General features: G+C 62.9%; 11 protein-coding genes. 3 read left to right on the forward strand and 8 right to left on the reverse strand.

Annotation, left to right across the window (positions count from 1 at the left end; genetic code table 11):
* Positions 1-121: 121 nt before the first annotated feature.
* The 8 genes from rpsA to mtnA form a co-directional block, all read right to left on the reverse strand.
* On the reverse strand, positions 122-1795 hold the full coding sequence (gene rpsA / locus AC2CQI_RS12860) for a 30S ribosomal protein S1 (protein ID WP_075803798.1): 1674 nt from the start codon (positions 1793-1795) through the stop codon (positions 122-124).
* A gap of 122 nt (positions 1796-1917) precedes the next feature.
* The gene (gene cmk, locus AC2CQI_RS12865) at positions 1918-2607 is read right to left on the reverse strand and encodes a (d)CMP kinase (protein ID WP_178392002.1); all 690 of its coding nucleotides are present in this window, start codon (positions 2605-2607) and stop codon (positions 1918-1920) included.
* The gene (locus AC2CQI_RS12870; RefSeq protein WP_484580615.1) at positions 2604-4811 is read right to left on the reverse strand and encodes a bifunctional prephenate dehydrogenase/3-phosphoshikimate 1-carboxyvinyltransferase; all 2208 of its coding nucleotides are present in this window, start codon (positions 4809-4811) and stop codon (positions 2604-2606) included. The genes cmk and AC2CQI_RS12870 overlap by 4 nt, the downstream gene beginning before the upstream one ends.
* 74 nt (positions 4812-4885) lie before the next feature.
* The gene (gene pheA / locus AC2CQI_RS12875) at positions 4886-5980 is read right to left on the reverse strand and encodes a prephenate dehydratase (protein ID WP_009407557.1); all 1095 of its coding nucleotides are present in this window, start codon (positions 5978-5980) and stop codon (positions 4886-4888) included.
* Positions 5980-7065 (reverse strand): 3-phosphoserine/phosphohydroxythreonine transaminase, encoded by a 1086-nt coding sequence (gene serC / locus AC2CQI_RS12880; RefSeq protein WP_484580366.1) that lies wholly within the window; start codon positions 7063-7065, stop codon positions 5980-5982. The genes pheA and serC overlap by 1 nt, the downstream gene beginning before the upstream one ends.
* 76 nt (positions 7066-7141) lie before the next feature.
* The gene (gyrA, locus tag AC2CQI_RS12885) at positions 7142-9778 is read right to left on the reverse strand and encodes a DNA gyrase subunit A (protein ID WP_484580367.1); all 2637 of its coding nucleotides are present in this window, start codon (positions 9776-9778) and stop codon (positions 7142-7144) included.
* Positions 9779-10075: 297 nt separating this feature from the next.
* On the reverse strand, positions 10076-11377 hold the full coding sequence (locus AC2CQI_RS12890) for a transposase (protein ID WP_484578524.1): 1302 nt from the start codon (positions 11375-11377) through the stop codon (positions 10076-10078).
* A gap of 116 nt (positions 11378-11493) precedes the next feature.
* On the reverse strand, positions 11494-12570 hold the full coding sequence (mtnA, locus tag AC2CQI_RS12895; RefSeq protein WP_484580368.1) for an S-methyl-5-thioribose-1-phosphate isomerase: 1077 nt from the start codon (positions 12568-12570) through the stop codon (positions 11494-11496).
* A 109-nt stretch (positions 12571-12679) separates the two neighbouring features.
* Between mtnA and AC2CQI_RS12900 the strand changes: the two genes are divergently transcribed.
* The 3 genes from AC2CQI_RS12900 to mupP are packed head-to-tail and all read left to right on the forward strand — an operon-like array spanning position 12680 to position 15439.
* Positions 12680-14011, forward strand: coding sequence for a TRZ/ATZ family hydrolase (locus tag AC2CQI_RS12900; protein ID WP_484580369.1), 1332 nt, complete (start codon positions 12680-12682; stop codon positions 14009-14011).
* Between the two features lie 55 nt (positions 14012-14066).
* Positions 14067-14765, forward strand: a complete 699-nt coding sequence (gene ubiG / locus AC2CQI_RS12905) for a bifunctional 2-polyprenyl-6-hydroxyphenol methylase/3-demethylubiquinol 3-O-methyltransferase UbiG (RefSeq protein WP_075803793.1) — start codon at positions 14067-14069, stop codon at positions 14763-14765.
* 2 nt (positions 14766-14767) lie between these two features.
* Positions 14768-15439 (forward strand): N-acetylmuramic acid 6-phosphate phosphatase MupP, encoded by a 672-nt coding sequence (gene mupP / locus AC2CQI_RS12910; protein ID WP_484580370.1) that lies wholly within the window; start codon positions 14768-14770, stop codon positions 15437-15439.
* Positions 15440-15445 lie beyond the last annotated feature (6 nt).

Raw genomic sequence — 15445 nt, forward strand, 5'->3', positions numbered from 1 at the left:
AGAGTCGAAAAATGCCGACCCGCCCCGCAAAGCCAGCAGCTACGGGGGCTACGCTTAACCGACTGAAATTTCAGGCATAAAAAAAGGCGACCGAAGTCGCCTTTTTTTGATCAAGCAGAACTTAGTTCTGTTTGGCCTGTGCCGCACGCAGCAGGTCGCCCAGAGTGGCGCCAGTGGCTTCTGGAGCCTTGGCGATGCTCTGCATGACTTCTTTCTCTTCCTCAACGTCTTTCGACTTGATGGAGAGGCTGATATTGCGGGACTTGCGGTCAACGCTGATGATCTTGGCTTCGATCTCTTCGCCTTCCTTCAGGACGTTACGCGCATCTTCAACGCGGTCACGGCTGATTTCGGAAGCTTTCAGAGTGGCTTCGATATCGTCGGCCAGGGTGATGACGGCGCCTTTGGCGTCGACTTCTTTGACGACACCCTTGACGATGGCACCCTTGTCGTTGATGGACACGTAGTTGGAGAACGGATCGTCTTCCAGCTGCTTGATGCCCAGGGAGATGCGCTCGCGCTCCGGGTCAACCGACAGGATGACGGTTTCCAGCTCGTCGCCCTTCTTGAAGCGACGTACGGCTTCTTCGCCGACTTCGTTCCAGGAGATGTCCGACAGGTGAACCAGGCCGTCGATGCCGCCGTCCAGACCAATGAAGATACCGAAATCGGTGATCGACTTGATGGTACCGGAGATCTTGTCGCCCTTGTTGAACTGGCCAGAGAAGTCTTCCCATGGGTTCGACTTGCACTGTTTGATGCCCAGGGAGATACGACGACGCTCTTCGTCGATGTCCAGAACCATGACTTCCACTTCGTCGCCAACCTGAACGACTTTCGACGGGTGGATGTTCTTGTTGGTCCAGTCCATTTCGGAAACGTGCACCAGGCCTTCAACGCCTTCTTCCAGCTCAGCGAAGCAGCCGTAGTCGGTCAGGTTGGTGACGCGCGCCATGACGCGGGTGCTTTCTGGGTAACGAGCCTTGATAGCAACCCATGGGTCTTCGCCCAGTTGCTTCAGACCCAGCGAAACGCGGTTGCGCTCGCGATCGTACTTCAGAACCTTGACATCGATCTCGTCGCCAACGTTGACGATTTCCGATGGGTGCTTGATACGCTTCCAGGCCATGTCGGTGATGTGCAGCAGGCCGTCCACGCCGCCCAGGTCGACAAATGCGCCGTAGTCGGTGAGGTTCTTGACGATACCCTTGACCTGCTGGCCTTCCTGCAGCGATTCCAGCAGAGCTTCGCGCTCGGCGCTGTTTTCGGCTTCCAGGACGCTGCGACGGGAAACGACAACGTTGTTGCGCTTCTGGTCCAGCTTGATGACCTTGAATTCCAGCTCTTTGCCTTCGAGGTGGGTGGTGTCGCGCACTGGGCGGACATCAACCAGGGAGCCCGGCAGGAACGCACGGATACCGTTAACGTCGACAGTGAAGCCGCCTTTAACCTTACCGTTGATAACGCCCTTGACCACTTCTTCGGCGGCGAAAGCTGCTTCCAGAACAATCCAGCACTCGGCGCGCTTGGCTTTTTCACGGGACAGTTTGGTTTCGCCAAAGCCGTCTTCCACCGCGTCCAGCGCAACGTGAACTTCGTCACCGACCTTGATGGTCAGCTCGCCAGCTTCGTTGTAGAACTGCTCGAGCGGGATGACGCCCTCGGATTTCAGACCAGCGTGGACAGTAACCCAGTCACCGTCGATATCGACAACGATACCGGTGATGATCGCACCTGGTTGAAGGTTGAGGGTTTTCAGGCTTTCTTCAAAGAGTTCTGCAAAGCTTTCGCTCATTTTAATTCCTGTAGATTCGGGCGATAAATCCGCCCATCAGCCACACTCCAGACAATGTGGGTTTCGTTCATAGTAAGGGTCGCCTGCAGGACGTTGACTGGTAATCCTGCAGCCTTCCCGGGTCATCCGGTGATGTCGCGCAGGGCGACTTCACTCAGAATGCGTTCCAGCACCTGCTCGATGGACAGCTCCGTGGAATCCAGCTGTATCGCGTCGGCCGCCGGCTTGAGCGGGGCCACCGAGCGCTGGGTATCACGCTCATCGCGTGCACGAATCTCATCCAGCAGACTCGACAGACTAACATCATCGCCTTTCGCCTTCAACTGGAGGTAACGGCGACGTGCTCGCTCCTCCGCGCTGGCGGTCAGGAAAATCTTCAGCGGCGCATCAGGAAACACCACGGTGCCCATGTCCCGGCCATCGGCGATCAGGCCCGGCGCCTCGCGGAACGCACGCTGGCGCTGCAGCAGCGCCTCGCGTACCGCCGGCAGCGCGGCGACCTGGGAGGCACCGGCACCGACCTGCTCGTTGCGGATGTCATTGCTGACATCGTCGCCCTCGAGAATGATGCGCTGCAACTGGCCTTCGTCCGCGGCGAGGAACTGCACGTCCAGATGGGCGGCCAGGGCCTTGAGCAGTTCTTCGTTGGTCAGGTCGACGCCGTGGTTGCCCGCAGCGAACGCCAGCAGGCGATACAAGGCGCCGGAATCCAGCAGGTTCCAGCCCAGGCGACGGGCCAGCAGGCCAGCTACCGTGCCTTTGCCCGAGCCGCTCGGGCCGTCGATGGTGATGACCGGCGCTTGCAGGTTCACGATTTGCCCTCTTCAGCAACGCGGATGCCGACTTCGGCGCACAGGGCGAGGAAGTTCGGGAACGAAGTGGCGACGTTGGCGCAGTCATGGATGCGGATCGGCGCGGTGGCGCGCAGCGAAGCGACGCTGAAGGCCATGGAGATGCGGTGGTCCCCATGACCATGGACTTCGCCACCACCGATCACGCCGCCATCGATGATGATACCGTCGGCAGTCGGCTCGCACTTCACGCCCAGGGCCAGCAGGCCATCGGCCATGACCTGGATACGGTCGGATTCCTTGACCCGCAGCTCTTCGGCGCCGCGCAGCACGGTGCGCCCTTCGGCACAGGCGGCAGCGACGAACAGCACGGGGAATTCATCGATCGCCAGCGGCACCAGGTGCTCGGGGATCTCGATGCCTTTCAGCTTCGCGCCGCGAACACGCAGGTCAGCCACTGGCTCGCCGCCGACTTCACGCTGGTTTTCCAGGGTGATGTCGCCGCCCATCAGGCGCAGGATGTCGATCACGCCGGTACGGGTCGGGTTGATGCCGACGTGCTCCAGCACCAGTTCGGAACCCTCGGCAATCGACGCCGCCACCAGGAAGAAGGCCGCCGAGGAGATATCCGCCGGCACTTCGATATGGGTCGCGGTCAGCTTGCCGCCGGAGACCAGCGAAGCGGTCGGACCGTCGACATTCACTTCGTAGCCGAAGCCACGCAGCATGCGCTCGGTGTGGTCGCGGGTCGGGGCCGGCTCGGTGACGGTGGTCTTGCCTTCGGCGTACAGGCCGGCCAGCAGCAGGCAGGATTTGACCTGGGCACTGGCCATCGGCAGCGTGTAGGTCAGCGCCTTGAGCGCGTGCCCGCCACGAATGGTCATCGGTGGGCGACCCTGCTCGGCGGTTTCGATGACCGCACCCATTTCCCGCAGCGGGTTGGCGACGCGATTCATCGGGCGCTTGGACAACGAGGCGTCGCCGGCCAGCACGGTGTCGAAGCTCTGCGCAGCCAGCAGGCCGGAGAGCAGGCGCATCGAGGTACCGGAATTGCCCAGGTAGATCGGGCCAGGTGGCGGTTTCAGGCCATTGAGGCCGACGCCGTGAATCGTCACGCGACCATGGTGCGGACCTTCGATCACCACACCCATGTCACGGAAGGCCTGCAAGGTCGCCAGGGCGTCTTCGCCCTCGAGGAAGCCTTCGACTTCAGTGGTGCCCTCGGCCAGGGAGCCGAGCATGATCGAACGGTGGGAAATCGACTTGTCGCCAGGAACACGAATGCGTCCGGACAGGCGTCCACCAGGTTGTGCCAGGAAAATCAGGTCGTTGGAGTTCATAGCGTCCACATAGGCCCGGCGGGCCAGGATTTTACTGAAATGCTCGCGGGCAACCCGGGCGCGTGTGAAAACGCCCAACAGCTGGTGCCCATCCCCTGCATCGACCGCATCGCGCAAAGCGTCGAGGTCGCTGCGAAAAGTGTCCAGTGTGCGCAGGACCGCCTCGCGATTGGCGAGAAAAATGTCATGCCACATGACCGGGTCGCTGCCTGCAATCCGCGTGAAATCGCGGAAACCGCCGGCAGCGTAGCGGAAGATATCGAGGTTTTCATTGCGCTTGGCCAAGGAATCGACCAGACCGAACGCCAAGAGATGAGGAAGATGGCTGGTCGCAGCCAGGACTTCGTCGTGACGCTCGACCTGCATATGCTCGACATCCGCGTCCAGCGCACGCCACAGGCGGTCGACCACGGCCAGCGCCTCGGCATCGGTCTCGGCCAGCGGCGTGAGGATCACCTTGTGCCGACGGAACAGCTCGGCATTGGAGGCCTCCACCCCGCTCTGTTCGGAGCCGGCGATCGGGTGACCGGGCACGAAGCGCGCCAGGCGCTCCGGCATGACTGCACGGGCAGCGCGGACCACGTTGCCCTTGGCGCTGCCGACATCGGTCAGCACCGCCTGGCCGAGGTCCATGCTGGCCAGACGGGCCAGCACCTTCTCCATGGCCAGGATCGGCACCGCCAGCTGGATCACGTCGGCACCGACGCAGGCGGCCTCGAGGTCGTCCTCGCAGCGGTCGACCACACCCAGCTCCACCGCCAGCTTGCGCGACTGCGGATCCAGGTCGACGCCGACCACCTCGCGACACAGGCCGCTTTCGCGCACGCCCTTGGCGAAGGAGCCACCGATCAGGCCCAGACCCACGACGACCAGGCGGCCGATCAGCGGACCGCCTTTTTGCGTTTCGACTTCAATCACTGCGCTTGGACCCTGTTCAAAACATCACGCTTCATCACGCCTCAAAGCACCGCTTTCGGGTAGGAACCCAGCACTTTCAGGGCGACCGCTTCCTGGCTGATCTTCTCCAGCACGGCCTTGATCAGCGGATCGCGGTGATGGCCGACGAAATCGATGAAGAAGACGTAGGTCCATTTACCGCTGCGCGACGGACGGGTCTCGATACGGGTCAGGTCGATGCCGTTCTCGTGGAAGGGCACCAGCAGTTCGTGCAGCGCGCCCGGCTTGTTGCTCATGGAGACGATGATCGAGGTCTTGTCGTCGCCGGTCGGCGGGACTTCCTGGTTGCCGATCATCAGGAACCGGGTGGAGTTGTCCGGACGGTCCTCGATCTTCTCGGCCAGGCGGGTCAGGCCGTACAAGCCGGCCGCCATGTCGCCGGCAATGGCCGCGGAGTTCCACTCGCCCTTGACCCGCTTGGCCGCCTCGGCATTGCTCGCCACCGCGACGCGCTCGACGTTCGGGTAGTGCGCGTCCAGCCACTTGCGGCACTGGGCCAGGGACTGGGCGTGGGAATAGATGCGGGTGATGCTGTCGGTCTTGGTGTTCTCGCCCACCAGCAGGTGATGATGGATGCGCAGCTCGACTTCACCACAGATGACCATGTCGTGCTCGAGGAAGCTGTCGAGGGTGTGGTTGACCGCACCCTCGGTGGAGTTTTCCACCGGCACCACGCCGAAGTTGACCGCACCGGCGGCCACTTCGCGGAACACTTCATCGATCGCCGCCATCGGCTTGCTGATCACCGCATGCCCGAAGTGCTTCATCGCCGCAGCCTGGGTGAAGGTACCCTCAGGGCCGAGATAAGCCACTTTCAGCGGCTGCTCCAGCGCCAGGCAAGAAGACATGATTTCGCGGAACAGACGGGCCATTTCCTCGTTGCCGAGGGGCCCCTGGTTGCGCTCCATGACCCGCTTGAGCACCTGCGCCTCGCGCTCGGGCCGGTAGAACACCGGCACCTCGCCTTCGGCCAGGGAACCCATCTTGACCCGCGCCACTTCCTGAGCACAGCGGGCACGGTCGCTGATCAGTTCGAGGATCTTCTCGTCGAGGCTGTCGATGCGTACCCGCAGCGCCTTGAGTTCCTGTTCGGACATCAGGAATGTTCCTTCTCGAATTCGGCCATGTAGCCCACCAGCGCTTCCACGGCCTCCAGGCCCAGGGCGTTGTAGATCGAGGCACGCATGCCGCCGACCGAACGGTGACCCTTGAGGTTGAGCAGGCCGCGGGCGTCGGCACCGGCGAGGAAGGCCTTGTCCAGGCGCTCGTCGGCCAGGCGGAACGGCACGTTCATCCACGAACGGGCGTTGACGCTGATCGGGTTGCTGTAGAAATCGCTCTTGTCGATGAAGCCGTACAACAGCTCTTTCTTGGCCCGGTTGCGCTGCTCCATCGCGGCGACACCGCCCTGCTCCTTCAGCCACTGGAAGACCAGGCCGGACAGGTACCAGGAGTAGGTGGCCGGGGTGTTGTACATCGAGCCGTTGTCGGCGGCGATCTTGTAGTCGAGCATGGTCGGACAGGCGCTGCGGGCACGACCCAGCAGGTCTTCACGGACGATCACCACCACCAGGCCGCTCGGGCCGATGTTCTTCTGCGCACCAGCGTAGATCAGGCCGAACTGCGAGATATCGACCGGACGGGAGAGGATGTCCGAGGACATGTCGACCACCAGCGGAACATCACCGGCTTCCGGTACCCAGTCGAACTGCAGGCCACCGATGGTTTCGTTGGAGGCGTAGTGCAGGTAGGCGGCACCCGGGGTCAGCTTCCACTCGTTCTGACCGGGAATGGCCAGGAAGTCATAGGGCTTGGCCGAGGCGGCGACATTGACGTTGCCGAAGCGACGCGCTTCCTCGATGGCCTTCTTCGACCAGATGCCGGTCTCGATGTAGTCGGCAGTGCCGTTCTCGGGCAGCAGGTTCAGCGGAATCTCGGCGAACTGCTGGCTGGCGCCGCCCTGGAGGAACAGCACCTTGTAGTTCGAGGGGATGGACAGCAGGTCGCGCAGGTCCTGTTCGGCCTGCTCGGCGATGGCCACGTAGTCGTCGCTACGGTGACTCATCTCCATGACGGACAGGCCTTTGCCGTTCCAGTCCAGCATTTCGGCCTGGGCGCGCTGCAGAACAGCGTCCGGGAGCGCGGCAGGGCCTGCGCAGAAGTTAAAGGCTCGTTTGCTCACATCCACTCTCGCTCTGCTCAAGATAACGGCGGAAGCGGGGACCAGCCCCGCTTCCGTATTTCACGCGTTCTACAACTCAGTCCTGTACGGCTTCTTCCTCGCCGGCAGCATCCGCCTGCGGCGCCTCGAGGTTGTCGCCATCTGCCTCGGCATCCAGCAGCTCGTCGTCTTCACCTTCGTCGGAAGGCTCCTGGACCCGCTCCAGGCCAACCAGGGTTTCATCGCTGGCCAGCTTGATCAGGGTCACGCCCTGGGTGTTGCGACCCAGGCTGGAGACTTCGCCGACACGGGTACGCACCAGGGTGCCCTGGTCGGAAATCAGCATGATCTCCTCGCCTTCCTGCACCTGTACCGCACCGACCAGACGGCCGTTGCGCTCGTTGCTGACCATGGCGATCACGCCCTGGCCGCCACGCTTGTACTCGGGGAACTCGGCGATCGCGGTGCGCTTGCCGTAGCCACGCTCGGAGGCGGTGAGGATCTGGCTGCCCTCCTCCGGGATGATCATCGAGATCAGCTTCTGCCCTTCGGCCAGGCGCATGCCGCGGACACCGCGGGCGGTACGGCCCATGGCGCGGACATCGGATTCCTTGAAGCGGGTCACCTTGCCAGCGTCGGAGAACAGCATGACCTCACGCTCGCCATCGGTGATGGAGGCGGAAATCAGGATGTCACCTTCGTCCAGCTCCAGGGCGATCAGGCCGACGCTGCGCTGGCGGCTGAACTGCTCCAGCGGGGTCTTCTTCACGGTACCGTTGGCGGTGGCCATGAAGATGTAGTGACCCTCGGTGTATTCCTCGACCGGCAGCATGGTGGTGATGTGCTCGCCTTCGTCCAGCGGCAGCAGGTTCACCAGCGGACGGCCGCGGGCGGCACGGGACGCTTCGGGTATTTCGTAGGTCTTCAGCCAGTACACCTTGCCCTTGCTGGAGAACAGCAGCAGCGTGGTGTGGCTGTTGGCGACCAGCAGGTGCGAGATGTAGTCCTCGTCCTTGACGCCGGTAGCCGACTTGCCTTTGCCGCCGCGACGCTGGGCCTGGTAGGCGGCCAGCGGCTGGGTCTTGGCGTAGCCGCCGTGGGAAATGGTCACCACGCGGTCTTCTTCCGGAATCATGTCGCCCAGGGTCAGATCAAGGCGCGCATCGATGATCTCGGTGCGGCGCACGTCGCCGTATTCGGCGCGGATCAGTTCCAGCTCTTCGCGGATCACTTCCATCAGGCGCTCGGCGCTGCTGAGGATGCGGATCAGTTCGCCGATCTGGTTGAGGATCTCCTGGTACTCGGCCAGCAGCTTCTCGTGCTCCAGACCGGTCAGGCGGTGCAGGCGCAGGTCGAGGATCGCCTGGGCCTGTTCCGGCGACAGGTAATACTTGCCGTCGCGCAGGCCGTACTGCTCGTCGAGGTTCTCCGGACGGCAGGAGTCGGCACCGGCGCGTTCGACCATCACCTGCACGGCGCTGGATTCCCACGGCGTGCTGGTCAGCGCTTCCTTGGCCTCGGACGGGGTCGGCGAGGCCTTGATCAGGGCGATGACCGGATCGATGTTGGACAGCGCGACCGCCTGGCCTTCAAGGATGTGCCCGCGCTCACGCGCCTTGCGCAGTTCGAACACGGTCCGCCGGGTCACCACTTCGCGGCGGTGACGGACGAAGGCTTCGAGCAGGTCCTTGAGGTTGAGCAGGCGCGGACGACCGTCGATCAGGGCGACGATGTTGATGCCGAACACGCTTTGCAGTTGGGTCTGGGCGTAGAGGTTGTTGAGCACCACCTCCGGCACCTCGCCGCGGCGCAGCTCGATGACCACGCGCATGCCGTCCTTGTCGGACTCGTCGCGCAACTCGGTGATGCCTTCGAGCTTCTTCTCCTTGACCAGCTCGGCGATCTTCTCGATCAGACGCGCCTTGTTCAGCTGGTACGGCAGCTCGGTGACCACGATCTGCTGGCGGCCACCGGCCTTGTCGATGTCCTCGATGGTCGAACGGGCACGCATGTAGATGCGACCACGACCGGTGCGATAGGCCTCGATGATGCCCTGGCGACCGTTGATCAGGCCGGCGGTCGGGAAGTCCGGGCCCGGGATGAACTGCATCAGTTCGTCGACCGTGATCTCGGAGTTGTCGATCAGCGCCAGGCAACCGTCGATGACTTCACCGAGGTTGTGCGGCGGGATGTTGGTCGCCATGCCCACGGCGATACCGCTGGAGCCGTTGACCAGCAGGTTGGGGATACGGGTCGGCATGACCGCCGGGATCTGCTCGGTGCCGTCGTAGTTGGGCACCCAGTCCACGGTTTCCTTGTGCAGGTCGGCCAGCAGCTCGTGGGCCAGCTTGGTCATGCGCACTTCGGTGTAACGCATCGCCGCGGCGTTGTCGCCGTCGACCGAACCGAAGTTGCCCTGGCCGTCGACCAGCAGGTAGCGCAGGGAGAAAGGCTGGGCCATACGCACGATGGTGTCGTAGACCGCAGTGTCGCCGTGAGGGTGGTACTTACCGATGACGTCACCGACCACACGGGCGGATTTCTTGTACGGTTTGTTCCAGTCGTTCCCCAGTTCACTCATCGCATACAGAACGCGGCGATGCACGGGCTTCAAGCCATCACGCGCATCGGGCAGTGCACGCCCGACAATGACGCTCATCGCGTAGTCGAGGTAGGACTGTCTCAGTTCGTCTTCGATATTGACCGGGAGGATTTCTTTGGCCAGTTCGCCCATGAGAAGCCTGATTCCTTTTTCGGGTGAAACTTCGTCACATCCATATGGGACGAACGAAGCTCGCCGCCGCGAAGGGCCTCCTGCGCGGCGACTTACGACAAATCAACGAGTTATGCCATGGATCTGCGTAGTGAAGAACGCCCCGCTGGGCGCTCTTGGAAACCGCCGGATGTTACCACAGTCGCCGGGGGCATGGGAGTATGGCAAAGCGCCGCTTGGCGTGAGGAAAAATGCACCTTGCAGGACCTGATTCTGCGCCTGTTCCGGCCTCATCGCTGCATGGGTATCTACACATCTCTAACGCCTTTGCCTCGGTAGCCAGCCAACAGCTTCATTTGCAAACGCGGCAAGCTCCTGAGGACTGTACTGCTCCAGCGTTTCTGTCATGGCTAACAGCATGTACAGCCCTGCCAATAACGCTGAAGCAGTCACAGGCTGGGATCGTTTCATCTGGCGGCCAGATAATCGCACCAGGAATGTTCGGGTTTGCTCGGCAAACTGACCCTCGGCACGCATCAATCGCCAAGCCACTGCACAGGCCTGACTTGCGATAAGCAGTCGTTTGAACACAGCCTCACCACTTTCCTGCTGCCAGCTTTCCAGCTGTTGCCCACCTTCCTTGAGCAGTTTGAAGTAGGACTCGATTCGCCACCGCCAGTAGTACCAAAGCGCAATCTGCTCAGCACTGGCTTTCCCGCCCACATTGCTCAGCAGATACCAAGTGGCTAAGAGTTCTCCCGATTCGCTCATGACCCGGCTGACAACCAGGCGCGCAGGAAGAGGATCTCCTGGCTGGCGGAGCTTGAATCGTTCTGCCCTGCTTTTGGCAGTTGGTTGGGCTTTTCGGGTCAGCACTACGTCTGTTTCTGCGACCCACTGTATCGCCGGCTTTCCCTTGAAAACGACGTCCCGAGCGGCTCTAAAGGACAGGTCTTCAGCGATGAGCTTCACTGAGCGCGATCGATCCTGGTACTTAGCCGTGGAGTTCATCCTGGCTCGCACCAGCCAAAGATGGTTGCCAGCTTGCAGTTGCCTCAGATGCCCCACCGAGTCTGCTTCTCGATCGACGATATGCACCAAAGGTTTGGCAAAGCCTTGCTGTTCAAGCCATGCAGCACGGTCCACCAACTCGTCCATGTGCTTGCCATGAGCAATGAGTTCATCAGTCCGGGTGCTGAGTATTCCATCCTTGAACGACAGGTTTTGAGCGGGTGTGCAGATGGGTGATCCATCACGATCACTCACCAGCAGGCTGCTTTGCAGTTCGTAACCGACATCGCCCTTATGGGTCATCTGCAGGCGATCAGTCTTGCTGTGGTGGTGCATGAAATTGATACGCGACCAGTCATGCATGACCAGTGCGTACTCATCGCAATCCTCGCTGCATCCCTCATGAGCCAATGCCAGCAAGGGTTTCACCAGATCACTGGGTTTAACCCGGTCGTTTCCCAGAAACCGCCACATGGCCTGTGTTTGCGAAAAGGCCCTGTCGCTACGCGGCAGGGCCTTCATTCCGGCGGCCAAGCCCGCCAGTGCGTTGGTATGTCCCATCACTAACTCGTCGTACCGCTTGATCAGTCGGGCATCGAGCCCGGTCATTTCGAATCCATGCGGTTCTTTTATAGACCATGATGGGAGTTGTGTAGATACCTATGCTCATCGCTGGCAAGCCAGCTCCCACAGGGTTCGCGGCGCACGTACAGACAACAAAGGAATCAGTGCAGGCGCTTGCGGCACATCAGCTGCGCCAGCTTGGCGGTATCCGGGCGCTCCACGATGCCTTTCTCGGTCACGATCACATCGATCAGGTCCGCCGGGGTCACGTCGAACACCGGATTGCAGGCCTCGACCTCGGGCGCGATGCGGGTGCCGGCAATCTCCAGCAACTCATTGCCATCGCGCTCTTCCAGGATGATCTCATCGCCGCTGGGCACTTCCAGGTCGATGGTCGAACTCGGCGCCACCACCATGAAGCGCACACCGTGGTGCATGGCGTTGACCGCCAACTGGTAGGTACCGATCTTGTTGGCCACGTCGCCATTGGCGGCAATCCGATCCGCACCGACCACGACCCAGGTGATGCCCTTGGTCTTCATCAGGTGCGCGGCGGCCGAATCGGCGTTGACCATCACCGGAATGCCCTCGTTGGCCAGCTCCCAGGCGGTCAGCCGGGTGCCTTGCAGCCAGGGCCGGGTCTCGTCGACGTAGACGTGCTCGATCATGCCTTCCAGCCAGGCGGCACGAATTACCCCGAGCGCCGTGCCGAAGCCACCGGTGGCCAGGGCGCCGGTATTGCAGTGGGTCAGCACGGTCTGCTCGCTGCCCTGGTACTTGCGGATCAGCTCCATGCCGAGCTGGGCCATGGTCAGGTTGGCTTCACGATCGCTTTCATGAATTGCCAGGGCTTCGGCCTCCAGCAACTGCGACGGATCGTCGCCCTCCTTCACCCGCTGCAGGCGTTCGCGCATGCGGTTCAGGGCCCAGGACAGATTCACCCCGGTCGGCCGGGCCTCGCTCAGCACGGTGAAATCCGCCTCCAGCGCCTCGCGCCAATCACCGCCCTCGACCAGACGCCGACGCAGCCCCAGCAACAGGCCATAGGCGGCGCTGATGCCGATGGCCGGGGCCCCGCGCACCACCATGGCGCGAATGGCCTCGGCCACCCCGGTGGCATCCTGGTACGCCAGCCAGGTCTCCTCGAACGGCAGGGCGCGCTGGTCGAGCAAGTAAAGGGTGCCATCACGCCACTCGATGGCCCTTACTTTCTCTGCAGCCAGAAGTCGATCGCGCATGCCTCACCCCGTCATTCGGACATCAAAAACCGGCGATTATAACGAGCCCCAAGCGCGGACGCTCGGGTATACTTCGCCACCACCCCATGATCCAGGGAAATCCGCCCCGATGCCCAAGTCCAGCGCCCCTCTCGACCTGCTGCTCCTGCCGACCTGGCTGGTGCCCGTCGAACCGGCCGGGGTGGTCCTGGAAGAGCATGCCCTGGGCGTGCGCGACGGCCAGATCGTGTTTATCGGCCCGCGCAGCGAGACCGGGCGCTTCAGCGCCGCCGAGGTCCGCGAACTGCCCGGCTGCCTGCTCGCCCCCGGCCTGATCAACGCCCACGGCCACGCGGCCATGACCCTGTTCCGCGGCATGGCCGACGACCTGCCGCTGATGACCTGGCTGCAGGAACATATCTGGCCGGCCGAAGGCCGCTGGGTCGACGAGGAGTTCGTCCGCGACGGCACCAACCTGGCCATCGCCGAGCAGCTCAAGGGCGGCATCACCTGCTTCAGCGACATGTATTTCTATCCGAAGATCGCCAGCCAGTGCGTGCACGACAGCGGTATGCGCGCGCAGATCTGCGTCCCACTGCTGGACTTTCCGATCCCCGGCGCGCGCAATTTCGACGAAGCCCTGCACCTGGGCGTCGAGCTGTTCGGCGACCTGCGCCATCATCCGCGTATCCGCATCGCCCTCGGCCCCCACGCGCCGTACACGGTCAACGACGAGAACCTGGAAAAAGTCCGGGTGCTGGCCGACGAGCTGGACGCGCCGATCCAGATGCATATCCACGAGACCGCCAGTGAAGTCCACGATTCCGTGGAGCAGCGCGGCGAGCGCCCGTTGCAGCGCCTGGCGCGCATTGGCCTGCTCGGGCCGAACCTGCAGGCCGTGCATGTGACCCAGGTCAGCGATGAGGACCTGGCATTGCTGGTAGAAAGCAACACCAGTGTGGTGCACTGCCCCGAATCCAATCTCAAGCTGGCCAGCGGCTTCTGCCCGGTGGAGCGCCTGTGGCAGGCCGGGGTGAACGTCGCCGTCGGCACCGATGGCGCCGCCAGCAACAACGACCTCGACCTGCTGGGCGAGACCCGCACCGCCGCCCTGCTGGCGAAAGCCGTGGCTGGCTCGGCCAGCGCCCTGGATGCCCATCGCGCCCTGCGCATGGCCACCCTCAATGGCGCCCGCGCCCTGGGCATGGAAGACGTCACCGGCTCCCTGGAAATCGGCAAGGCTGCCGACCTGGTCGCCTTCGACCTCAGCGGCCTGGCCCAGCAACCGGTCTACGACCCGGTGTCGCAACTGATCTACGCCAGCGGCCGTGACTGCGTGAAGCACGTCTGGGTCGCCGGCAAGGCGCTGCTCGACGAGCGCCGCCTGACCCGCCTGGACGAACAGGCCTTGCATGCCAGCGCCGTGGCCTGGGGCAAGCGTATCGCCGGCCGTACCGAATGACCTGCCGGCAGCCGCGCTGCCGCACCGAATTTTCACCGTTTCAGAGGACTGTTCCATGAGCAACGTCGACCACGCCGAAATCGCCAAGTTCGAGGCCCTGGCCCATCGCTGGTGGGACCGCGAAAGCGAATTCAAGCCGCTGCACGACATCAACCCGCTGCGGGTCAACTGGATCGACGAGCGGGTCAGGCTGGCCGGCAAGAAGGTCCTCGACGTCGGTTGCGGCGGCGGCATCCTCAGCGAGGCCATGGCCCTGCGTGGCGCCACCGTGACCGGTATCGACATGGGCGAGGCGCCGCTGGCGGTGGCCCAGTTGCACCAACTGGAATCCGGAGTGAACGTCGAATACCGGCAGATCACCGCCGAAGCCCTGGCGGAAGAGATGCCCGAGCAGTTCGACGTGGTCACCTGCCTGGAAATGCTCGAGCACGTCCCGGACCCGTCCTCGGTGATCCGCGCCTGCTTCAAGATGGTCAAGCCCGGCGGCCAGGTGTTCTTCTCCACCATCAACCGCAACCCCAAGGCCTACCTGTTCGCCATTATCGGCGCCGAATACATCATGAAGCTGCTGCCCCGCGGCACCCATGATTTCAAGAAATTCATCCGCCCTTCCGAACTCGGCGCCTGGAGCCGTGCGGCAGGCCTGAGCGTCAAGGACATCATCGGTCTGACCTACAACCCGCTGACCAAGCACTACAAGCTGGCCGCCGACGTTGACGTCAACTACATGATCCAGACCCTTCGCGAGGAATGAACATGCGTTTGCGAGCAGTACTTTTCGACATGGACGGCACCCTGCTCGACACGGCGCCGGATTTCATCGCCATCTGCCAGGCCATGCTCGCCGAGCGCGGCCTGCCACCGGTGGCCGACAAGCTGATCCGCGACGTCATCTCCGGCGGTGCCCGGGCGATGGTCGCGGCGACCTTCGGCATGGACCCGGAGACGCCTGAGTTCGAGCCCCTGCGCCTGGAATTCCTCGAGCGCTACCAGCGCGACTGCGCCGTGCACAGCAAGCTGTTCGACGGCATGGAAGAGCTGCTGCAGGACATCGAGCGCGGCAAGCTGCTGTGGGGCGTGGTGACCAACAAGCCGGTGCGCTTCGCCGAACCGATCATGCAGCGCCTGGGCCTGGCCGAGCGTTCGTCGCTGCTGATCTGCCCGGATCACGTGAAGAACAGCAAGCCCGACCCGGAGCCGATGATCCTCGCCTGCAAGACCCTCGGCCTGGACCCGGCCAGCGTCCTGTTCGTCGGCGACGACCTGCGCGACATCGAGTCCGGCCGCGACGCCGGCACCCGCACCGCCGCCGTGCGCTATGGCTATATTCATCCCGAGGACAACCCCAACAACTGGGGCGCGGACGTGGTGGTCGATCACCCCCTGGAACTGCGCAAGGTGCTCGACGGCGCCCTCTGCGGCTGCTGATCACCC

It is taken from the genome of Pseudomonas sp. P2S-1 (genome assembly GCF_057197725.1).